Annotated in this window: 15 protein-coding genes; 7 read left to right on the forward strand and 8 right to left on the reverse strand. The window is 58.1% G+C overall.

Going from position 1 to position 22,655, the window contains the following annotated elements; translation table 11 throughout:
• Positions 1-11 precede the first annotated feature (11 nt).
• Positions 12-1,397 (forward strand): lipopolysaccharide biosynthesis protein, encoded by a 1,386-nt coding sequence (locus tag SJQ66_RS16900; RefSeq protein WP_253463271.1) that lies wholly within the window; start codon positions 12-14, stop codon positions 1,395-1,397.
• A 74-nt stretch (positions 1,398-1,471) separates the two neighbouring features.
• Here the strand turns inward: SJQ66_RS16900 and SJQ66_RS16905 are convergent, their stop codons facing one another.
• Positions 1,472-2,422, reverse strand: coding sequence for an NAD-dependent epimerase/dehydratase family protein (locus SJQ66_RS16905; protein WP_320535073.1), 951 nt, complete (start codon positions 2,420-2,422; stop codon positions 1,472-1,474).
• Complete coding sequence (locus SJQ66_RS16910; protein WP_046151949.1) at positions 2,419-4,143, reverse strand: FAD-dependent oxidoreductase; 1,725 nt, start codon at positions 4,141-4,143, stop codon at positions 2,419-2,421. The genes SJQ66_RS16905 and SJQ66_RS16910 overlap by 4 nt, the downstream gene beginning before the upstream one ends.
• 338 nt (positions 4,144-4,481) lie before the next feature.
• Here SJQ66_RS16910 and SJQ66_RS16915 point away from each other — a divergent pair, with 338 nt between their 5' ends.
• Positions 4,482-5,297 carry a WecB/TagA/CpsF family glycosyltransferase gene (locus SJQ66_RS16915; RefSeq protein WP_024904667.1) on the forward strand — a complete coding sequence of 272 codons (816 nt, stop codon included), beginning with the start codon at positions 4,482-4,484 and terminating at the stop codon, positions 5,295-5,297.
• A 180-nt stretch (positions 5,298-5,477) separates the two neighbouring features.
• Here SJQ66_RS16915 and SJQ66_RS16920 read toward each other — a convergent pair whose 3' ends face one another.
• A complete protein-coding gene (locus SJQ66_RS16920) occupies positions 5,478-6,890 on the reverse strand; it encodes an undecaprenyl-phosphate glucose phosphotransferase (protein ID WP_236693339.1) in 1,413 nt (470 codons plus the stop codon).
• Between the two features lie 1,473 nt (positions 6,891-8,363).
• Between SJQ66_RS16920 and SJQ66_RS16925 the strand changes: the two genes are divergently transcribed.
• Positions 8,364-9,341, forward strand: coding sequence for a porin (locus SJQ66_RS16925; RefSeq protein WP_046152042.1), 978 nt, complete (start codon positions 8,364-8,366; stop codon positions 9,339-9,341).
• A gap of 81 nt (positions 9,342-9,422) precedes the next feature.
• On the opposite strand, the gene SJQ66_RS16930 is transcribed toward SJQ66_RS16925, so the two are convergent.
• Positions 9,423-10,940, reverse strand: a complete 1,518-nt coding sequence (locus SJQ66_RS16930) for an NAD(P)/FAD-dependent oxidoreductase (RefSeq protein ID WP_024904663.1) — start codon at positions 10,938-10,940, stop codon at positions 9,423-9,425.
• Positions 10,927-12,987 carry a hypothetical protein gene (locus SJQ66_RS16935; RefSeq protein ID WP_320535074.1) on the reverse strand — a complete coding sequence of 687 codons (2,061 nt, stop codon included), beginning with the start codon at positions 12,985-12,987 and terminating at the stop codon, positions 10,927-10,929. The genes SJQ66_RS16930 and SJQ66_RS16935 overlap by 14 nt, the downstream gene beginning before the upstream one ends.
• Before the next feature lie 453 nt (positions 12,988-13,440).
• On the opposite strand from SJQ66_RS16935, the gene SJQ66_RS16940 reads away from it, so the two are divergent.
• From SJQ66_RS16940 to SJQ66_RS16950, 3 genes are all read left to right on the forward strand, one after another.
• Complete coding sequence (locus SJQ66_RS16940; RefSeq protein ID WP_082102376.1) at positions 13,441-15,762, forward strand: TonB-dependent receptor; 2,322 nt, start codon at positions 13,441-13,443, stop codon at positions 15,760-15,762.
• Between the two features lie 288 nt (positions 15,763-16,050).
• Positions 16,051-17,229 carry a GGDEF domain-containing protein gene (locus tag SJQ66_RS16945; protein ID WP_222102744.1) on the forward strand — a complete coding sequence of 393 codons (1,179 nt, stop codon included), beginning with the start codon at positions 16,051-16,053 and terminating at the stop codon, positions 17,227-17,229.
• A gap of 57 nt (positions 17,230-17,286) precedes the next feature.
• Positions 17,287-18,462: an oxidoreductase gene (locus SJQ66_RS16950; RefSeq protein WP_046151947.1), complete on the forward strand. Its 1,176-nt coding sequence runs from the start codon at positions 17,287-17,289 to the stop codon at positions 18,460-18,462.
• 11 nt (positions 18,463-18,473) lie between these two features.
• Here the strand turns inward: SJQ66_RS16950 and SJQ66_RS16955 are convergent, their stop codons facing one another.
• Both SJQ66_RS16955 and SJQ66_RS16960 read right to left on the reverse strand, forming a co-directional pair.
• Positions 18,474-19,118 carry a hypothetical protein gene (locus tag SJQ66_RS16955; RefSeq protein WP_024904658.1) on the reverse strand — a complete coding sequence of 215 codons (645 nt, stop codon included), beginning with the start codon at positions 19,116-19,118 and terminating at the stop codon, positions 18,474-18,476.
• An 89-nt stretch (positions 19,119-19,207) separates the two neighbouring features.
• Positions 19,208-20,467 (reverse strand): EAL and HDOD domain-containing protein, encoded by a 1,260-nt coding sequence (locus SJQ66_RS16960; RefSeq protein ID WP_024904657.1) that lies wholly within the window; start codon positions 20,465-20,467, stop codon positions 19,208-19,210.
• Positions 20,468-21,169: 702 nt separating this feature from the next.
• Between SJQ66_RS16960 and SJQ66_RS16965 the strand changes: the two genes are divergently transcribed.
• On the forward strand, positions 21,170-21,343 hold the full coding sequence (locus SJQ66_RS16965; protein WP_390174020.1) for a hypothetical protein: 174 nt from the start codon (positions 21,170-21,172) through the stop codon (positions 21,341-21,343).
• A gap of 310 nt (positions 21,344-21,653) precedes the next feature.
• Here SJQ66_RS16965 and SJQ66_RS16970 read toward each other — a convergent pair whose 3' ends face one another.
• Positions 21,654-22,556: a LysR family transcriptional regulator gene (locus SJQ66_RS16970; RefSeq protein WP_024904654.1), complete on the reverse strand. Its 903-nt coding sequence runs from the start codon at positions 22,554-22,556 to the stop codon at positions 21,654-21,656.
• Between the last annotated feature and the right edge of the window lie 99 nt (positions 22,557-22,655).

Consider the following 22,655-nt stretch of genomic DNA (forward strand, 5'->3'; position numbering starts at 1 on the left):
TGGGGACAGGCGTGATCGAAAGCAAGACCGCGGGAAGCACCGAGGGACCGCCGGATGCCAGTACGGCCAGCGGTGTCGGGACAAGTCCGCGTGGCAGTTCGATGATCCGGGGCGCGTTGGTCAGCCTGGGGGTACGTCTGCTCGATTTGCCCAGCCGCTATGGTTTTCACCTGCTCATCGCCGCGGCGCTCGGCGTCGTTGAGATGGGGAACTTCTACATTGTTTTCAGCACCTTGGTGGTGTTGGCCGGTTTCGGCCGTCTTGGCATGGATCAGGCACTGACACGCCAGATCGCCATTGACGTGGCGGCGGGGCGAATGGCGGCCGTGCGCCCCGCGATCCGTCGCGCCTTGGTGCTTGTCGCGCTGGCGTCGACGATTGTCTCGATCTTGCTGGTCGTGTGTGCCTTCTCTTTTGCAGACAGCATCTTGAAAAAGCCCGGGCTGGCCTGGCCGCTCGTTTTTGGCGCACTGTCGCTGATCCCCCAGAATCTGGGCACTGCGATTGCAGGCGCACTGTCCGGGCTACAGCGTGTCGGCTATAGTCAGATGGTCTATTCCTGGCTCTGGCCGGCCGTTTTCTGCGTGGCCGCCATTCCGATGCTGCTCACTCATACACTGACGGTAAGTAGCGCCTTGTTGTTGATGGCCAGCAGCTTCGTTGTAGCTGCGGTGGTCGGTCTGTTTCTGTTGCGGCATTTCATGGCTGCGCTGCCGCATACGGATACTGCGCCGGTTATAAAACCGAAACTTCTCAAAACGGGATTGTCTCTTTTTACGCTGGAACTCACAAAACTGTTGATTACGTCGTTGCCCGCCATCGCGCTTGGCATGGTGGCATCGTCGCGAGAAACAGGCTTGTTCGCGTTGGCATGGCGTGCGGCGTTGGTCGTGAATTTGCTCATCTCCGGTGTGACGGCCATGGCTGCCCCGAAGTTCGCAAGCTTGTATGCGCATCGAGACCTCGACGGGTTGCGCAAGAGCGCCGCGCAAGCTATTGGTCTGGTGTTGTGCATGGCGGTCCCATTGACCGCCTGCATGTTGATCTTCCCGGAACGTCTGCTCGCATTATTCGGCGCCGGCTTCGGTGACGGTGCAACCTCGTTGCGCATTCTCGCCCTGGGGCAACTCGCCGCCGCATGCTTTACCGCGATGCCGGAGCTTCTCGGTATGACGGTGCATGAACGGGTGTTGTATCGGATCAATATCTGCTCGGTTATTGTTTTGATTGTCGGACTTGCCGCGTTGGCGCCATGGAGCGGCAGCGCGGGTGCCGCGGCCGCAACAACGTTGTCGATTGGCGTGAATGGTGCGATGGCGGCATGGGCTGCTCATCGCTTGCTGGGCGTGTCGCCGCTGGTGGCTTTGTGGCGCAAGCTTTTACGTCAATCCGCATGATCATGCAGGCTATCTGGACAGGCCGCCTGCAGGGGGATGCACGACGTCCGGGTTGCGACCACGCATACGCCCCGTCATGCGGGTCCAGTCTTTCCAGCTTCTTCCTGTAAAGCCGTTTGCAGAGAAGTCCAGGAGAGGCCGAGTTCTTCTTCGGCGCGTTGTACATCCAGGCGAATGTCCTGCTGCCACAATCTGGCCAATGAGGGTGGCAGCGCTGGTGGCAAGTGATGGATGCCCGCCTTGCGCCCGGCGATCTCGGCGAGCTTCAATGCCGGCGCCAACAGTTTTGTCTCGAACTTCATCCGCCGTGCGCCAATCCGTCGTATCGGTGTTGCACCCAGTGCTCGTCCATAAGTGACGAAGTACTCGTTCCAACGCGGCGCGTTCGCCATTGCCAGGTTGTACGCACGGCCCGGGGCCCGGGGGGAGCGCAGCGCCAGCAAGGCGGCTTGCACGACATCATCCACATGCACGAGATTGCTGTTGCCGTCTCCGGCCGCGCCAAGGTCGCCAATGCGCCGCGCGCGTAATAGATCGGCGATACGCTTCGACCACTGCGGGCTGCCGCGACCATAGATGCAGCCCGGACGCAGAAACGTGACCGAAGGCAGTACACCGAGCAGCCGTTCCGCCTCCACCTTGGCCAGCCCATAGGCACTGCTGGCGGCCAGGGGGGCATCTTCGTCGATTCGGCCTTCCGCGTTGCCATACACCGCCATCGAGCTGAAATAGACAACGGGTATCGGCCGGGCTCGCGTGGGAAGGTGCGTGTCGAGCGCCGTGCGCAACGCGCGTGCGTTGGCGACGATCGCGTCCGGCGCGCCAGCGAGGCAGTTGATCACCCCATCCACTTTGGCAATGGCGGCACCTAGCGACACGGCGTCGGTGCCGTCCACCTGTTCGACGCCATCACCGGCGCGGCGTGATGCCGCGACGGGCTCTGCCCAATCGGTTGCCGCGAGTGCCGTGACAACCTGCTTGCCAACGAAGCCTGTGGCGCCTAGAACGAGGATACGAGTCTTCATTGCGCGGGTTCGAAGTGCGTGTGGTCCAGGGAGGATGAAGTGCTCGTCGATATCGGCGTCGCCTCCACGGTGGAGGTGTCGGCAAGATGGTCCGCGAGACGCAACGCCAGCGCGACAATGCTCAACGTGGGGTTGGCCTGTCCGGAGGTCGGGAAAACGGCGGCCCCGGCAATATAGACATTGTCCACTTCATGCAGACGGCAGTTCGTATCGACAACACTGCTGATGGGGTCCGTGCCCATTCGCGCCGTGCCGATATGATGGCCGCCGTATGCGCCATAGCGCGTCATTTCCGCTTCTACCTGTTCCGAATCGTAAGAAAACGTCCCTACGCCACTGCGCGTGATTTCACTGGCCAGCGCATCGAGTGCGCGGCTGATGGTTGCCACATCTTGCGCGGTGTAGCGCCAGTCGATATGTATGCGACGCATGCCGATGGCATCGCGCTCGTCGCTCAATGTAATGCGGCTGTCCGGATTCGGTTCCTGCTCACCATGGAAATCCAGGCTGAAGCGGAGATTATCGGGCCGAACGATCACCGAAGGGAACTTACGTTCCGCGAATGTCCGGTGCGTCAACCAGTTCGCGAGGAAACGGGCGGTGGCTGGTGCACCCGTAATCACATTTTTAAGATGTGCGAACATGGAGCCATCGCGCCCTTCCGGTGCCTCGCCGTATAAACGCTTCGCGTATTCGTAAGGCACGATCGGGCGTGCAAGATACAACGCTGACAGGATGCCGTTGCCGTGTCCCGCATCGGGAATCCGCGGGTGATGCAATCGTGCGACAAAATTGCCGGCGCGCAATGCGTGCTGCGCATGTTCCCGCAGTGCCAACCGTCGTCGACAGTAGATGCCTTCAGCCGACATGTCGTAGTCGTGCCATACCGATGATGCGGACGATAGGTCGATTGTGCCGATCGTGCCAGCGAGATGACTCATGTAATAGCGGCCGACCACGTCGTAGGCGTTCCCCAGCCCGCGGCCGCTTGGTCCTGGGCTGCTCAGAAGCAGGCGCGGTACCTCCAGTCCGCCGGCGGCAAGTACATACTTGCGGGCGGAGACAGTGAAACTCGTTCCGCTTACCGTGCGGATTTCAGCATTTCCAACATGGCGTGACGTATCGTCCTGCATCGGCAGTTGATACAGATTGGCGTGTTGCAGCACGCGCACGTTGCTTTTGGCCAGACGGGTGCGATAACGCGTGCCGAAATTGGTCGGGCAACTGAAACGTTCTATCGTATTGGTCTGAAAAACGTCACTGACGAAACCGCCAATCATCGGTTGAAGCGGTTTGTCAAAAGCCGTCTCTGCGGTGTAGGCAAAGTCGCCTGCTTCGCAAATCGCATTTGCCATTGGGTAATACGGTAGAAGATCTGCCAGCGTTATTGGCCAGCCACTGTGTGCGATATATTCCCGCGCCTCGAAATCGATCGGATCCAGCGGCATGCAACGCCCGCCCCAGAGTGTCGTCGATCCACCGAACGTGCGAACGCGATAACTGTCGGCGGGTGGGTGCAGTCGGGTATCCGCGACGCTGCCCTCATAAAGCGCCTGATTCACCGGCTCTTGCGTGTCGCCACCGCTTTCCAACAAGGTGATGTCGAGCCCGGTGTCTTTCAACGCGAGCGCAAGCGCAATGCCGGCGGCACCTGCGCCGACGATGCATATATCGGTTTGAAGCAACGTGCCGCTGGGCATCTCACGAGCATCGAGAATCATCGTATGTGACCGGCAGCCACGCTGCTAGGAAAGGAAAGAAAGAGGTCGCTGCGATGTTAGCTGATCTGTAAGCGAACGGCGCGGCATTGCAACATCTGTTCGATTTTGACATGTGGACGCGCACTTTTAACGCTTTCTCATATCGCTATCTTTAAAAAAACATTATGATCAAACGACTGTACTGATGAAATGTAATCGTCAGTCAAGCGCATCCTGGCCTGTCGCCAGGAGTCAAAATAACAACACGTTCGACACGTGACGAGACACGCATTCGCCGATGCTTCGGGCGGATGCATGTGGCGCGCATCTTGCCGAGACGTCGGGGCTACTAAAAGAAAATGAGCAGCGTGTCTTGCTTGTCCACGGACTCGGACCCGAACGCCGAAATGACCGCCGAGCCAACGGTCACGCTTTTTGGGCTGGATATCACCGCCGTTTCGTTCGTCACCGCGTTGGATGTGCTTGCCGATGCTGCCATGCAGCGCGATGGCCGCGCACGAGTAGCCGTCACGCCCAACGTCGATCATTTGGTTCGGCTTGATGCACAGCCTGCATTCCAAAGCCTTTATCGCACCGCGGACTATGTATTCGCGGACGGGATGCCCGTCGTGTGGGCGAGCCGCGTCTTTGGCACGCCGTTGCCCGAGCGCGTGACAGGGGCAGATCTGGCGCCGGCATTATGTGAGCGCGCGCGTGAAGCGGGACTGCGTGTCATGGTGATTGGTGGTTTACCCGGTCATGAAGCCACTTTGATCGAAGGGATTGCCGCTCATTATCCAGGCTTGGATTTCGAAGTCATCACACCGTCCATGTCCTTCGATCCGCTTGGTGCGGAAGGTGAAGCGGCGGCGGCCCGTGTGCGCGAAGTCGCTCCGGATATCGTGTTCGTCTGTTTGGGCATGCCAAAGCAAGAGCGTTGGGCGTTTCATTTTGCGAATTCACTCCCGGGTGGTCTGATCCTGTGCGCCGGCGCCGCAATGGAATTTGCCGCAGGCCTGCGGCAGCGCGCGCCAAAGTGGATGCAAAGATCCGGGCTGGAGTGGAGTTGGCGGTTGATGCAAGATCCAGCGCGACTCTGGCGGCGGTATTTGCTCGAGGACACGCGTTTCCTTGCAATCTGCTGGCGTTACTGGCGTGACTCGCGTCCTGCATAAGCTGGTGGCGCGCACTGAACGTGAGCGACTTGCGCGGTGCATATGGCGGAAAGCTATTGTGATCCGCCTTCCGCTTTTTTATCCATGTGGGTAGCGCTAGGACAGAAAGAAAAAAGCCGGGCGCAGGCATCGGGCTTTGAAGCCGAGAATGCAAACTCGACGTTATTATTTCAGCGTATTTTAAATTGCGTTGCGTCCCAGGATAATTGACGGAATCGTCTTTAAGAGGATCTGCAGGTCGAGCCATAACGACCAGTTCTTGATGTAGTAGTGGTCATACTCGACACGGCGTTGCATCTTGTCCGGCGTGTCGGTCAGGCCGCGCAATCCATTGATCTGTGCCCACCCGGTAATGCCTGGCTTGACACTATGCCGGAGCATATATCCTGGAATCATGCGGCGATACACTTCGTTATGTTCCGCGGCGTGCGGACGTGGTCCAACCAGACTCATGCCACCAGCCAATACGTCAAAGAACTGCGGAAGTTCATCAAGCGACGTGCGGCGTAGAAAACCGCCCACCGGTGTAATGCGGCGGTCGCCGGCAAAGGCTTGTTGCAAACCAATCTCCGACTTTTCCTCCTGCGCTGGCATGGCCACGTACATTGAGCGAAACTTATGCACGTAGATGGTTTCACCGCGTTCGCCGTAACGGACCTGACGGAATAATATCGGCCCTGGTGAATCGAGGCGAACGGCGATGGCACAGGCCAGCATGACCGGCGACAACAATATCAACATCAGGCCGGCGCCAGCAATATCGACAACCCGTTTTGCCATCCGCGACAGGCCCAGGATGGGTACGTCGTGTACGGCAAGCAACGGTATGCCCGCGAGATCAGCGCTGTTGATCGCACGGTTTTCCATCACACGCAACTCCGGCACGAGATAGATAGAGGCCGTCGAATCGTATAGCTGGTCCAAAAGATCATTGCGGATGTCACTCGTGCGTACCGGACTCATGCCAATGAATACGATCTCGAAATCGTTGGCATGGATGCGGGTGCCAGCCTCTTCATACTTGCCGAGATACGGTGGCAATGGTTCGCCGGGATCGGCATCGACCGGTTCGTCGTTGTAATAGCCAATGACCTTGATGCCTAAGATAGGGGAACGAGCCAAGCGCAGGTTGAGCGTGCGCGCCTCGCTGCCAAGACCAAAGAACACGGCTTGCCGCTGGCTTCCGGGGGCATTATTAATACTATGGGCCGCGGCGCGCAACACGGCGAGGCCGGCGAGTTGAAGGGGCAGTGCGAGAGCGGTCCACTGGGCCAGCAGGATACGCATATCGCCATTGCCGCGGTGTGTGATGAACAGTAGAACAACCAGGATCATCACCAGCCTGCACCAGTGCAGTGCGCCTCGCCCCAGCATCCATCGCATATTTCGGGCGCTTGCGACTAAATGAAAGCGCGCGAAAATGACAAACGCTGCTACGGCCAGTGAACCCGTCAATGCACGCGCGTACGGCGTATCGTCAACCTCGCCGCCCAAAGACTCGATTGCGATAAACGCACCTGTATTAATCGCGGCGCTGACAAAGCCGACCAGCGCCATAAACAGGCGGTGATGGTGGATCGACTGTGGGTGCATGAAAGGTTCCGCTGGTAAGTTAGGACAACAAACTCTACGGCAATCATAAAATCGCGAAATCTACGACATGGGCCAGGTTCCGCTCAAGGCAATAAGAGAACCCGCCACGGTTGTCACAAGGACGCAGGCAGCAGTGGACGAGTCGTTGGCAAATCGCGCTGTGCAACAATGACGCCGCGCACATCGACCGGCCCCATATCGCACACTATTTTAAGAATCGGGCGCGATATATGGCGGGCGCAGGCACATAATGCCGTTCCCCAAAGGCCTGACGGCGACGCTGTTCATTCGGTGACGTGAGCGGCTTAGCGCCGCATCAATCATGCATTGAAACAACTGCCATCCCTTAATTCAAACGTATGTTACCACCACAGTATTTGGTAAAGCGTGTTTGTTCTAAATTTAACGATCATCATGCAACACTTGAAACTTATTTCTTTTTTGGCCAAATTGAAATGTTTTGTAATGTGCTGTCTTGGAACTTTTTCTTAATAAAGTTCACAACGCGCGTTCTAAATTACGCTTGTCGACAACATGAAGGGAGGCAGCAAGAATACTGATGGTGATGTCCATGCATCACGTCTCGATGACGCGTCTTTATTGCCAGGATGCTGGCAAAAATGATCGATAGCGACCCGCAAGCCGCCGGGCGAGACCGAGGGCAGTGCGGCGATACACGGATTGACAAAACGATTTCTATCAAGCCTTGCGGCTTTAATTTTGTACGATATGGTACATTACGCCCACGCAACGGCACCGACGGATGTGTCGGATGTGTCGGATGTGTCGGATGTGGTGTTGCCCGTATTGTGATGAAGAAACTGGTATCGATCCGGCCCGGCATTGCCTTCCCGTCGTAAACCACGCTTAAGATCACCGTATTAAAAACGTCGTCAATCGCGTCGGCTGCGGGCCGCTTGCACGAAGCGCGTGCATCTATCGGCATCGTGGTGCTGATCTCGTTCAGAAATTGATAGCGAAAGCCGGCTTTCCGTCCAAGTGCCACATATTGCTATTGTTGAGACGAAAATGGAAAAAGATCGTTGTGCATGTTAGTGACGCATTCATTCGCATTGCTACTTAATAGCGATTATTTAATTTGCAGCACTGTCCGGTCGATGATCTGTCGGGCGACGATCCTGCATTTATGTTCATACGGGCGCTATCGATATACTGCGCTATGTCCGCGGTGCATGTCAGTCACCTAAGCGCTGCGATGATATCAACGCCTGGGGATGACCGAATGGAACGCTTCAGCTGAAACGGTGATTGGCGCCGTGCATATCTGGTAATAGCGCGAGGAGCTGATCACGGTTTCGCGCTACCATGCCATGCGTGCCCGCCTTTTCGGGTGCGTGAGCTTGTTGTTTTTATCCGATACATTTCATGACTGCAGTCTCGAACCGGCAGCGCGCCACGCGCCGCACAAACTCGCCTCGACCGATTCTTGCACTATCCGCACTGTCGGCAATCATGGTGTTGGTCATCTCGACGGCGCATGCACAAGCTTCGGTCTCGTTGTATGGCGTGATCGACACCAGCATCGAAGTCACGAACCCGGGGTCGTCCTGGACGCCACGAATGGATTCGGGTGCCTACCGTGGATCACGTTTTGGTATTCGCGGTGTGGAAGATATCGGTGGTGGCAACCGCATCCTGTTCACCTTGGAAAACGGCTTCGGTTCGACGGACGGCACATTCGCCACCGCGGGAACGATGTTCAATCGCCAGGCCTGGATTGGTGCAAGCGGTGGCTGGGGGCAGGTCCGCATGGGCCGTCAATACTCGCCGATTTATATCCCGTTCAAAGGACAGTTGGATGCGTTCGGTGCGGGTACGATCGCGTCCGGCTTGAACAACTTGTCGAAAATCACGCCGTATTCGAATAATGCGTTTACTTATATCTCGCCAGATGTGTATGGCTTTACCGGAACGATCATGCTCGCTTTGCGAGATGCCGATTCAGCTAATGGTCTGGGCGGCAATTACGAAACGGTCACGTACAAGCGTGGTGCATTGAAGCTGCTGTATGCACATCAGCAGACCACTGGAATAAGCGGCTTGCGGTCTAACCTGGGCGGCGTGTCCTACGTTATCGGCAATACCACCGCGTTTCTGTCATTCTTCAATGGCGATGGTGGCACACCGCGCTATCACCACGAAGGCGTGTCCGTGTCGGCGCGCTACGCGTTTTCACATCACTGGCGCGCGTCGCTCGGCTATGCCTATATGCGAGATCAATCCGGACAAGGCAATAACGCGGATCAATTCAGTCTGGCCAGCGAATATGATCTTTCCAAGCATGTGACGTGCTACGCAAGCGCCGGCTGGCTGCGTAATCGCGGCAACGCAACCTTGACACTCCGTGGCGTCAATGTGACGGGCTTAACGCCCGCCTATGCAGGTGCGGCGGTGCGTGGCGTGCAAATCGGGATGATTGATCGGTTTTAAATTGCCGTCCAGATGATCCAGTTGGACACGGACGGATCGCAAGCCCAGGCGACGAGCAGTGTCCGAATGAGGATCTTTCCGTCATGTCTGGTGCAGTCGCGCGACCCGTGAGGGCACTTCACGTAGCCCTGTGGTGCCACTTCCCGGTGTACTGTCGGCTTCGTGATATTCGGCATCCTCGTTGACGGACCAGACATCATAGAGCGGCTCTTCCGCGATGATATTTTTTACCGCGAGCATTGCTGTCATCATCGCGTGATCCTGGTTGTTGTACTTATGCATGCCATTGCGTCCGACAAGATGCAAATTGGGGTAGTGTGCATCGATATCGGACCGGATCGCATCGACGATGTCGCGATATCGGTCGTCGTAGACCGGATAGGCTTTTGGTTGCCGGACGACGCGCGCGCCCTTTACCTGATCGCGGCTGACGAGGCCGATCTTTTCGACCTCCGTAATAGCAAAATTCACCAGTGTCTCATCGCTGCTTTTCCAAAGCGCGTCGTCGTCGAAGCAGAAATACTCCAGCCCCAGACATCCTGCTTGCTCGGCATTCGGCACCATGTCCGGCGACCAGGAAGCAAAGTTCTGGATGCGGCCGACCTTGACGGACGGGTCGTGTATATAAATCCAGTTGTCCGCGAACGATGCCGGACGATCGACCATCAGCGCGACAGTAATGAAGTCGCGGTATTGCAGGTCGCGTGCGCGCGGTGCCGAACGCGGGACAGGGCGCATCATGCCCAACGTTTCTCGCATGGGTGCTGTACAGACAACGTGGCGGGCGGTAAAGCAGGTAACCGAACCATCGGAGGACGTCGATTCGATGGTCCAGCGTGCTGTCGCCTTATCGTAGTTAATGGCACTTGCCGCGCGGTCCATCAACAACGTCCCACCTTGCTTTTGGAATTTTTTGGCCGCGGCCTCCCACAGCATGCCCGGACCGCGTCGCGGATAATGGAATGATTCGATCAAGCTCTTGACGGTTTTGCCAGGCGCACTAGACGCCGGCCGAATTCCGACAGATTGCTTGATTGCCCGGATGATCGCGGTTGACAGGCTCAGGCCTTTGATCCGTTGCGCGGCCCAATCGGCGGAGATGTCGTCGCAGGACATCCCCCATACCTTTTCCGTGTATGTCTTGAAAAAAATCGAGAACAGCCGTTCGCCGAACTGGTTCGCCACCCATTGGTGAAAGGTTGTGGGATGTTTATGCGGCTGGATGCGAGCACGTAGATAGGACAAGACGCAGTGAACGCTTTCAACGATCCCGAGATTTTTCAGAGCCTCCACGCCGTCGAGCGGATAGCGGAAATATTTGCCCTGGTAATAAATACGGGAACTGCGTGGGCGCTCGATGAAATCGTCCGGCAGCAGTTCGCGCCATAACGCAACAACCTCGGCTGACTTCGAGAAAAAGCGATGGCCGCCGATATCGAAGTAATGACCTTCGAATGTTTCGGTACGGCTGATACCGCCAACATAGCGCTGATCTTTTTCAATCAGCGCCACCGACAATTCGGATTGCTTCGTGAGCAGGTAGCCGGCCGTCAACCCCGCCGGACCAGCGCCAATGATCAATACATCAACCGATTGCATTTTCTCCCCCACGCAGCTGGCGTTTATTTCGAGACATGCCGCGCGCATCGGCCGCGAGCGGTGAAGTTAATGTGCTGCGGATACGTTTGCAATCATAGAGCCAGTATCGTTTTGCGGGGGATGCCTCCCATTGTGCGTCGGTTCCGAGCGTCGTATCGTTTTCCGGTGACACGACAAAGTTCACCGCGTCGTGCCCCACGCCCACATCCGCGCAAACGCGGCGAATCCCTTCCGGATCCAGCGGCGTGTAGAGGGCCATGCGACGAAACAACAAGGTATTTTCGCCTGGTATCGTATGGGTATTGGCAGGCAAGGCAATCGTACCCGCGCGTCGCATTATTTCTTTTGCAGCCTGTGCGTCGCCGTCCGGACCACCGATGACGCTCGCCCGCCGTAGTGCCTCGAACGTCGTATCACGTTGGAACACCATTCCGCTTGCCTGCGCTGGCGAGAAATAGCTGGCGGTGCGCATCAGGAGCCAGGGGTAGACCAATTCGTGCCACGGGCCATCCCAATACACGAGACTGCCCGGCGCGACCTTGCCGGCAAAGGGTGCGCGTGCCGGATCGTCGAGGCGCGCCTCCATGATCTTTATCGTCGTAGCGCGCTGGTCGAAATTGGCGGCACCATATACCAGCAGGCCGAACAAGGCCACGTAGAAGGCCACCAGCGCTTTTTTGTCGCCAAGTAAGCAGCACGCGCACATTGCACCAACCGTCACCGCCATGAAACGGGAATGGATAATGATGTCAAGCAACGGGAACGCCATTGCTAGCAATGGTTCGTGCGCATCCGCCTGACTCATTCCGAATGCCATTTGGGCGATGGCCCAAGTGGCAAACGCTGGCAACGTCAGTGCAATGAGCCAGCCCTTATAGCGTGCGTCAATAACGTCGAGGCAGGCAAGTAGCTGGCTTGCCGTAGCATGTGTCCGCAGTAACGGACGCGCGTTACAGAGTGCTGCGATTACCAGCGCGGCCACGCCTCCCCCCACTTCCAACGTCATCCAGCAAAGGGCGAGCCACCAAATCAGTGCGGGACGGGCGCACCAGTATTGCAAGAGCAGCGCTGGCAGCGCGAGCCATTGCATGACCGTCAACAACCAGAGGACGCGCCAGAACTGCAACGCGATCCACAGCGCGTCATGTCCGCCGATGTCCGCGAGCGTGGCACACACCATCCCGGAAATGCCGATCAATGCCAGCCCCCCCCATAAACGGCGTTGCGCCTGCGCTTCGTCGGCATGGAGAATCAGCGGGAGCGCGATAACCCAGCATGCCTTGCTCCATGCAAACAGCGACCACAATGAAGGGAACAGGTAGTCGATCTCGGTGCGTAATACCCCGCGCCAGATGCTGTCGAGCGGATGAATCGCAAACCAGGAAGGCGTACCGTATTGCAAAGCGCTGAAAAGCAGCAGCAAGACGGCAAAGATTCGCCACCAGGGCAGGCGCGACGTCGCGACCATCACAACGGCCGCAAAGCCCACAGCGCCGTTGAGCGGGTGCAAGGTCATGGCGGCAAGCGTAAGTGCGATCGCAATCCAGTGCTTGCGGTCGATCGCGAATGCAAGCGCCCATAGGCACAGGCCTTCAGCCGGCAGGCGTGCCGTCAGCCAAGGCTCGGCATAGAAAAACGCGAAATTGTTGCCATAGTCCGACGGCATGGCAACCACGAAGAGTACGGCGATCCAGTGCCATGGCGCGGGCAACACACGCCGTGCCACCTGCCCGACACCGGTCCACCATAGCAAGTGGGCCAGTACGAGCCCGGTCAGGTTGCCAGCTCGAATGCCGATCAGCGCGATCAGTTTCTCGTAAAGCTTGCCGTACAGCGTCCATTGATCCTGTGAGCCGAATGCAAAAAATAGATCATGGCGGAAGTTTTCGGGATGGGCATTATGCAGCGCCTGCACCGTGTACAAGATGGCGTCATGCCGAATCCCCTGGTACGGGCGCACCAACATGAAAAGCGTCGCAAATAACAGGCTCATCGATACCGCACCCAGAACGGGGTGGTTGAAGAACCGCTCGGACAGGCGTGCCATGGGTGGCGTTACGGTCTCTGCCTCGACAGGGGAAGGCGGCGCGCAAGAAACTGCGAGCAGCGGCACAAGCGGAGGGCGAGATTGTGTATCCACCATGGGGACGACTTGCGAGGCTCGCATGCCGGGTCGTTCGAGAACGTCGATGATAGTGCGGAAAGGACCGACGTCATATCTCAAATTGCCGTCGGGAAACCGTGCAATTCCACGGATTGGGAGTAATGGGAGGTGCCGGAGAACGGAATTGCAGGCCTGTTCTTCAAACAATAGTTAAAGATTGCAGTTGTAATATTTGGTCAGAATCGGTGACAATGCCGGTCGGCACGCTGAATTTTGGGATAGCCATAGGGCAAATCGATAATGATTCTCATTTATGCCTCCATTTCGATTCGGTGTTCCGCAGCGTGGCGGTCGCGTCATTTCAACAGACGAGTTCAATAAAATAACGAGGATGTCATGAAGCATTCAAGCGTGCTGCCAGCGCGTCTTTCCACGTTGTCCGCGGCGTTGCTGCTGGCATTTGCCGGAACGTCCGCGTATGCGCAATCGGCACAGCAAGGAGCGGAAAGCACCAATGCAAATGCCGGCACGAACAAAAAAAGCGTGAATGACGGCAGCGGGCAGGCAGGCGTTACCTTATCTGCCACGGCGGCATCAGGGGTGACGGCGGAACAGGCGCTTGCGCCCGTGTCGGTCTCGGGCTCCACGGAGAGCGTGCTGCAGACAAAGACGTTGCCATCCTATAAATTCACGGCGCCGCTACGGGATACGCCGCGTTCGGTCACCGTTATCACCGATGAGCTGCTCAAGGAAACAGGGGCGACGTCGTTCAGCGATGCATTGCGCACGGTGCCAGGGATCACGTTCCTCGGCGGCGATGCGGCGGCAAACCCGTCCGCGGACAGGCCGGTGATTCGCGGTTTCGAGTCGCGCAACAGCATTTTCGTCGATGGCATGCGCGATGACGGGGTGCAGAATCGCGAGACTTTTGACGTTGAAAATATCAGCGTGATCAAGGGGCCGGACTCGGTGTACGCCGGTCGTGGCGCAGTGGGCGGCAGTGTCGACATCACGACTAAGGTTGCAAAAGCCGACAACTTCGACAACGGCTCCGTTGGCGTCGGTACCGACGGCTACAAGCGGATGACGATCGACACCAACCATATGGTTGGTGACAACGCGGCATTCCGCTTGAACCTGATGGGACATGATGCAAACCAGGCCGGGCGAACGGATATTTACAGCAAACGGTGGGGCGTGGCGCCATCGGTTGTTTTCGGACTGCACAGTCCGACGACGGTGACGGTCAGTTACTACCATCTCAGTACGTACGACATGCCGGACTTCAGCGTGCCGTTCCGTAGTACGGGCGGTACGCCGATTAATGCGAGCCGGGGCCAGTTCTTTGGCTTGAATTCGAGAGATTACCGCCGCGGCACGACCGATACCGGTGAGATCCGCGTTGATCATACGTTCGACGACAACTGGAAACTGCGAAATACGACGGTCATCGGGCGCTCTACACTCGACTACATCGCCACTAACCCGCAACTGTCGTCGGCTACTGGAAACACGCTGTGGCTGGAGGCAAAGAGTGGCAAATACGCGCTGAACAATATCGCAAACCAGACCGAGCTCACCGGCACCTTCTCGCTGTTCGGTGTGCGCAATACTATTACCGGCGGCGTGGAATTCACGCATCAGAACAGCGTGTATGAAGGCTATCTGGTCAGCGACAGCGCTGGCGCAAATCTGCGCAACGCCACTAGCTGTACGGTGGCTGGAGATTGCGTCAGTTATCTGGGCGGTTGGGACCCGAATCGTGCCTGGACCGGTTCCATTCAGTTGAACGCCGATAGCTTCCCGGGCAAAGCGCTGCATACCCAGACGAACATCGCCTCGGCCTATCTTTTTGACACTGCTAAGTTGACCGACCGCTGGCAGGTCAACCTGGGGGCACGCTTTGACCGCTATAACGCGAATGTTACGCAGCAGAACGTCGCATCGCTGAACAGCACGTCCAACCTGTTCAGCTATCAGGGCGCGCTGGTTTTCAAGCCCGTGGAGACGATGAGCCTGTACACGTCCTATGGCACCTCGTCCAACCCACCGGGTTCGAACGCGGGTCTGGGGGGCGGTAACGACCAGTTGCTGACCACAAACCAGAACCTGTCGCCGGAACGCAGCCGCAACATTGAAGTAGGTGCGAAGTGGGACGTCTTGCGGCAACGCTTGTCACTGACCGGCGCGTTATTCCAGATGGACAAGACCAATGCGCGGGTCAGCGATGGTCTGGGCAATCTGATCAACGCCGGGCACCAACGTGTACGCGGTACCGAATTGGGCGTGGTGGGGAATGTTACTGAAAAATGGCTCGTGCAAGCAGGGTATTCGTACTTGAATGCGGTGACGGTGGATGCTGGCAAGGCGCAGTCCAGTGCGTCGGGGTTGCCGATGGTGATGGTGCCGCGGCACAACTTCACGCTGTGGACGACTTACCAGGCAACGACGAAGTTAACGGTCGGCGGCGGTGCCACGTTCTCGTCGTTGACGTATGCCAGCGTGGCGCGCACCGGTTCCGCCCCTGCGGTTGAAAAATGGATACCGGGTTACGCGAAGTTCGATGCGATGTTGTCGTACAAGATCAACAAGTACACGGACGTGCAACTGAACGTCTTGAATATCTTCGATCGCAAGTACTTCAGCAGTGCCTACCCGATCTACGCGACCTGGGCCCCGGGCCGCAGCGCGATGGTGACGATGCACTTCTATCACTGATCGACGGGCACCAAACGAACGCCGTCAAGAGAGGGTGTTCTCCGCAAATCACCTTGCCGGACGCGTCCGGCATCGGCATTTTTTCCCTCTCAAAAAAGCATCGCGGACGAACTGCGGCGAATCGTTGTTTCGGCCCCACCAGAAGGGCAGGGTGATCCCTCTGGAAGCATATCCCACAGCCGAAAAACGGCACTCTGAATGATAGAATGCGCATGCTTTTCGCCGGGCCGCTCCCCACCTCTGTGACGACCAGCACTCCTTTTCGCTCTATCTTCCTCGGCATCTTTCATGGGCAGCGCACTGCTTTCCACCGTGGTCACGTCGACTAGCATTGTCGTCATCTGCCTGCTTTTCAGCGTTGCACTGTTGGTCGCATGGTGGCAGTTCGATATGCAACGCCATGCGGCGGCTTGGGCGCTGTCCTTTCTCGCGGCGTCGATTGGTCACGGTTTGCGCATCTCGACCATGCTTTTTCCGAACGATGCGGCGCCGCTGTCCATGTTGGCCTTCCATGCCTCGGTCGCCAGTTTTGCCCTTCTTGCCTTGGGATTTCGACAGCGGGCGGAACGCAGTCTCCGGGCGGTATGGATCGCCTGGCTGGTGGCAACGCTGGTGTTGTCTGTTTCGTGGTCTGTTCGTGACGACGAATGGCGAACCTGGTCGCGTATCACTACGTCCTGCGCTGATTTCGTCATGCTCTCCATCATGGTTGTGACGCTGCGCCGCGCACGCGGTGCCGGGGCGTTTGCACGTTGGGCGTTAGGTGCCTATGCGCTGTACATGCTGACCGTCGGACTGGCGGCGTGGCTTGCGAGGGCAGGTGGGCCATGGTCGGATCGGATGTTCGTCGTTGTCATGTCAGTAGGTACGCCGGCAGGGATGATCGGAACCGGCGTGTTGACGATGCTGATCGTGGCCGCTGATCTCGCGCGGACGCTTCGTAACCAGGCCCGCACGGATCCGTTGACAGGCTTGTACAATCGCCGCGCCATCGACGAGGAAGCGGAGGCGCTGTTGTCTCGTGAATTCGCCGGACAACAGCAACATGCGGTGTCGATCGTCATTGCCGACCTGGATCATTTCAAAAGCATCAATGACCGCTTTGGTCATGCCGTGGGGGATAAGGTGCTTCGCCGATTTTCAACGCATTTGCGCAAGCACCTGGGCACCGCCGATCTTGCGGGTCGCATGGGGGGCGAGGAATTCGTCTTCCTGATGCCCGGCCTCACGGCGTCGGAAGCGGTGCAGCGGGTGGAACGTATCCGGCAAGGCGTGCCCGCCGCAATTGGTAGTATCGTCGGCAATGAACGGGTGACCGCCAGTTTCGGCATGGCGCGCGTACGCATCCACGAGCCTTTCGCGGATGCGCTGGCACGCGCTGACGAAGCGCTTTACGCGGCAAAGGCGGCAGGGCGGAACCGGCTGGTGAGCGAAGTGTCATCGGCGTCGGCGTTATCATCGGCATAAGAGTGCACCTCATGTCTCGTCGAGGGCACCCGGATTTTCACGCCCTGGGAGCATGTCATGGCAACAGCAATTCGAGTGGGCGTCGTCAGCTACGGCGCCGCGAGCAAGGTATTCCATATTCCCCTGATCCGCACGACACCCGGCTTGGTGTTGGCGGCAGTATCGAGCAGTGACGCGTCAAAGGTACGTGCGGATTATCCGTCGAGTGAGGTGCGTGTCTTCGAGGATCATCAACATCTGATTGCCAGCGACGACGTGGATCTCGTCGTGTTGCCGACACCCAATACGACGCATTACCCCTTGGCGCTTGCCGCGCTGCGAGCCGGCAAGCATGTGGTTGTCGACAAGCCGTTCACCACGAGTTTGCAGGAAGCGCAGGACCTGGCGCGGACCGCGCGTGAAATGGGACGGCTGTTGACGGTGTTTCATAACCGGCGTTGGGACGCGGACTTTCTCGCGGTACGGGCATTGCTCGATGCCGGCACCTTGGGGCGTGTCATCGATTTTCAATCGACGATGCATTATTTCCGGCCCACCGTGCGTGACCGGTGGCGCGAGCAGGCGGGCGCCGGCGGCGGATTATGGAACGACCTGGGCCCGCATATGGTCGACCAGGCATTGCTGCTGTTTGGCGCGCCCCTGGGCATTTATCTCGATAGTGCGGCGTTCCGCGAGGGCGCGCAGACCGATGACTACTTTCGTGCGACGTTGCGTTATGCGGATAAACGTGTCCTCTTGCAGGCCAATGCGAGTGCCGGATTGGCGGTCCCGCGCTTCCTCGTTCAGGGAAGCGCGGGCAGCTACTGCAAATTCGGTATCGACGGGCAAGAGGATGCGTTGAAGGCGGGACAATTGCCGGATGCCAAGACATCGTATTGGGGTGTTGATCGAGACGACGGTACCGTGCACGTGCACGCCGATGGCAGCAAGCGACCCTATCCAACACCGCCGGGCAACTACCCTGCTTTCTATATCGCGGTGCGCGATGCCCTGGTGCTGCATCGGCAAGTGGGAGACGGGGCGGCCGCCGCGTTAGTGGCATTAGCGCGTGCTGTTGACGGATCATCCGCCGCCAGCGGCGTGGCGAATGGATCCGCCGTGCCGGGCGCTCCCGTACCGTTTGCCGGTGTCGTGTCGTTGGACGAAGCGCTGCGGGTAATGGCGGTGCTGGATCTCGGACGTGAAAGCGTCTCACGACGTGCGGAGATGCTGTACGAGGCGCCGCACGCCTGAGGCTGGGGTCATTACATCGGCGGTGGCACGCCGTTTTTTTCAACCAGGATGCGTTGCGCGCTGTAGTGACCGTCACTGGCGGCCGTGGCGGTCACGACCACTTTTTTGCCGGGCTGCAGATCCTCGCGTGTCGCATTGATGAAACCGACAACCGGGACGTTTGCCGGGACCGTGATCGTATTTGTCCCGCCTTTGTAAGACAGTTCAAGCGTATTGCCATTCTTTGATTTCACGACCGAATCGACGTTCGCGTTGGTCATCGTGCTTTGCGGTCCGAGATCGTAAGGTCGATGGCCTTCGCCCGTGCCGCGCGCGGACTCGTCGAAGACATGCACTTCCGTCGCCGTCATCTTGCCGTCCACGCCTGTCATGGCCGCGGTCCCGATAAAGGAACCAGGTTTGATATCGGCCAGTGACATCTTCTTTACCGCGCCGATGCGAACGTCGGGCGGCACGTCGACCGTGACGGTGTCGCCGCTGTTGCGGTGCACGGTGATGCCATTGGGGGAAACGGCGGTGATGTCTCCACGCAGCCGCGCCGTCTTTGCGGGTGTCTGCGCGTAGGCGCTGAAGGTGGTCGTCAGGATGACCGCGCCGGTCAGGGCAGCATTAAGACCGCGCGTGAGCAGCGGCGCACGCGCAAATAACGCGCGCATATCGTGAGGGATTGGCAAGGACTGAGGCATGAAGGCTCCGATAGCGGATGATGCAAGTGACAGGCCCGCCCGGAATCGTATAGCCGGTGTCAGGCCTGCAGGCTTTCGTTCGAATAAGCGATGGCGCTGGCGTAAAGCGATGTGATGGTCGTATCCGGCAACAGCACACGAAGCGGATTGTCTTCGATGTCGCTGCCTGGAATCCCTTCCAGCGCCTCGGCCAGACGTAGCAGATCGCCAAGCTGGCCCTTGTCGTGCAGGATGGCTTCCTGCACTGGCCGGGCCAATGACAATTGTGCCATCAGTTGGGCGCAGGTCTGTCCGGTCACGATATGCATCAGCGAGAACAGACCTACCTGATAGGCATTGTCGGAAAACACGTCGTCGAACGGATCCAGTTCTTGCGCGGCCAATTCCATGAAGCGAGCGCGTGCGCTGACGGTCTGCACCAGCGGATTATCTTGCGGTGACATGTTGCTGGCTTCGCCATACAACAGAAGCTGCGCCCACCGTGCCAACCGCCGTGTTCCCACGCGCATGATTGCTTGCCGCACCGTGCCTGGGGTATGCCCGCGCGTGGCGGCGGAGCTGGCCAGTGTCATCAATTGCTTCAATAACAGCGGGCTCCGTTTGACTGCCGCCTCGAGTTCCGCCGCGCTTGGCTCGCCGGCAAGCGTGTTCAGCAGCCGCAACAACGCGGATTGCGAGGCCGATGCACATCGCTGTTTCAGCACTTGGGGGCGCGCGAAGAAATAGCCCTGGAACAGGTCTACGCCCAGTGCCAGCATTTCCTCGAATGACTCGCGGGTCTCCACTTTTTCGGCGAGTATCTTGCATCGTGCTCGCTTGGCTGCGGCGACCAGCCCCGGGAGCGCGGCCGGGCGGGTATGCAGCATGTCGATTTTCAACACATCGACAAACTGCAGTCCGTCCGCCGGCAGTTGCGATAGATCGGTGATGTCGTCGAGTGCGATCTGGAAGCCGGCGTGTCGCAACGTGCGCACGCGCTGTACTATTTCGGCATCGAAATGGACTGTTTCAAGTATCTCGAGGGTAAATCGTTGCGGGTCCAGCATTTGCAAGGCATCGTTTGTCAGCGATTCGCGACCGACATTGATGAAGCCGCGATGCTTTCCCATTACTTCATTGACGCCGAACTCACTGACGACATTGAGAATCACGCGTTGCGTCGCCACGGCGTCATCGACGATGACAGCATGATTGCCTTCTCCGCCACGGAACAGCAATTCGTATCCAGCGATGGCACCATCCCGACCAACGATCGGCTGGCGGCCGAGTAACGCCGAGGTTCTGGTGTCTTGCGGGAGGGTTACGGTGTCAGGGGACATGGTGAAACAAATAGGGAATCTTTTTTTACGATATGCGCCATTGCCACACCTGTTTCATCAGACGTATGGTCTAGTGAAGACCGTTAATCCCGATGTTCGGTTACAGCGTTGCCCTTCTCGGGGGAATTGGCATGCCACCGCCATATAGTCCGTGGTCTCCACGGAAGTGGGCTGTGTTCAGGAAAGACCGTACATTACTCTTTCCGATGAATTTTTTCGTTGATCTTTCTGTTTGAACCTTGAAACAGGCAGTGATACTGCAGTCGCAGCGTAATCCATCTCCACATATTCGTACTTACCACTGCGTACGGAATATCCCGCTTCGAACTTGATGGTCAAGGTGGTCATTTTTCAAAAATAATTGCGTTGCATCGGTGACGTTTCGCATATCTCAGAAAAATCCATGCCTGTTTATAAGGGAAATGCGGGGAAATCCTAATCTATTTTCTTTTCAGATTGCTCGGAAAGATTTTTGGTGTGGCGACGTCACGTCGACAGGTTCCACACGGGAAATACTCTCACGAATCACGCGCCATGGCGTGTGATTTCGTTGCAAGTTTGTGAACACTGTTACTTACGCGCGTCAACGGTGCGAGGTAATAGAGCGTTAGAGTAAAGGCCAACAACATGAAGAGGAGGCGCACCACCATGCAGACAGCCCGCATCCGTAGACCTTTTGTTATCGCCGCCACGGCAGTCCTGATGACGTCTTCCCTGGCCGCTTGCATCGTCGCGCCGCCTCGGCCACCTGAACCCGCACCTCGGGTCGAGGTGGTCCCGGTCGCGCCGGCGCCGGCTTATCACTGGGTACGCGGACATTACCGTTGGGCCCGCGGTGAGTGGGTATGGGTCCCTGGTCACTGGCAGCCGAATTAAACCGCCGTCGGGTTATGTCGTATTGCGCTGGCCGCCATGGCCAGCGTTGCCTGAATAGCGACGTCAAGCGGAAGCGTTGGTGAGAGTTTCCTCTGGTATGCATATATTGTCATGGCAACGTGACGTGCGTCGTTTTCCATCGAGGCCCGTTCGAGATCGCGCGATGTCCGCCAGCACGGCCAGCCTGTAATAGATTGTGGCAAGGAATAACCGAATGCGGGCATGCCATTTGCGACGCGGTACGCAGCGTAACATCGTATGGAGGAACGCGTTGATGCGTAGACGCCCGCTGGAAATTCTCTCAGGTGCTTCACCCGCCTGTCGCAGACTGCGCAATGATCCAGTCTTGAAAAAACTGCACCGCTGTCGCTTCGCCGCGCTCTCCACGCGTTTTCGGACGGGTGAGCCAATAGCCGCCGGCATCGATTTCGGTATCGAATGGGCGAACCAGCGCGCCGGACTGCAACTCCCGCGCGAACATCGACGGCGGCGCCAGCGCCACGCCGGCCCCCTGCATCGCCGCTTCCACCATCAACCTTGAAGAGTCGAACATCGGTCCCGTGATGGTCCAGGTTCGAAGGCCGGCGGCCTCCAGCCATTGTGCCCATTCGTCGGTGCGATAGGAGCGCAACAGCGTCTGGTAGCGAAGGTTGTCCGGTCGAACCAGTCTCGACGCCAGTTCCGGCGTACACAATACGGTCAATGGCGCGTTGCACAGCAACACGTTATCGAACCCTGACCAGAGCCCGTCGCCGAACCGGATCGCGCAATCCAGGCCTTCCGCGGCCACGTCGACCTGGTTGTTGTGCGTCATCACGCGTAATTCGATGAATGGGTGCATGTCTCGGAATTGCTTCAGCCTCGGCATCAACCAACCCACCGCGAACGTACCCACTACCCCGACTGTGAGAACGTCATGTAGCGCGCCACCGCGTGCGTGCATGCCGTCGAACTGCTTCAGCACATTCTCGATGCGCATGAAGGCGTCGCTCAACACCAGCAATAAGGCGCGCCCTTCATCCGTTACCCCCAAGCCGCGCGGCAAACGCTTGAACAGCGAGACGCCCAGGCGCCCCTCCAAAGCCCGCACGTGCTGGCTCACCGCAGCTTGCGTAACGCTCAGCTCGGCCGCGGCGCGGGTGAAGCTCTCATGCCTCGCGGAGGACTCGAAGGCGCGCAAGGCATTCAATGGCAAGCGAGGGCGAATGGTCATCGAGATAAAAGTTTTTGTTGTGATTCGTCGTAGTTATCGTTGCTTGGCGTTGGCCCGTTGATTGATGATAATCGCTGGATGTGACAGATCGAATAGTAC

The organism is Robbsia andropogonis, assembly GCF_034047095.1.
GTDB lineage: Bacteria > Pseudomonadota > Gammaproteobacteria > Burkholderiales > Burkholderiaceae > Robbsia > Robbsia andropogonis.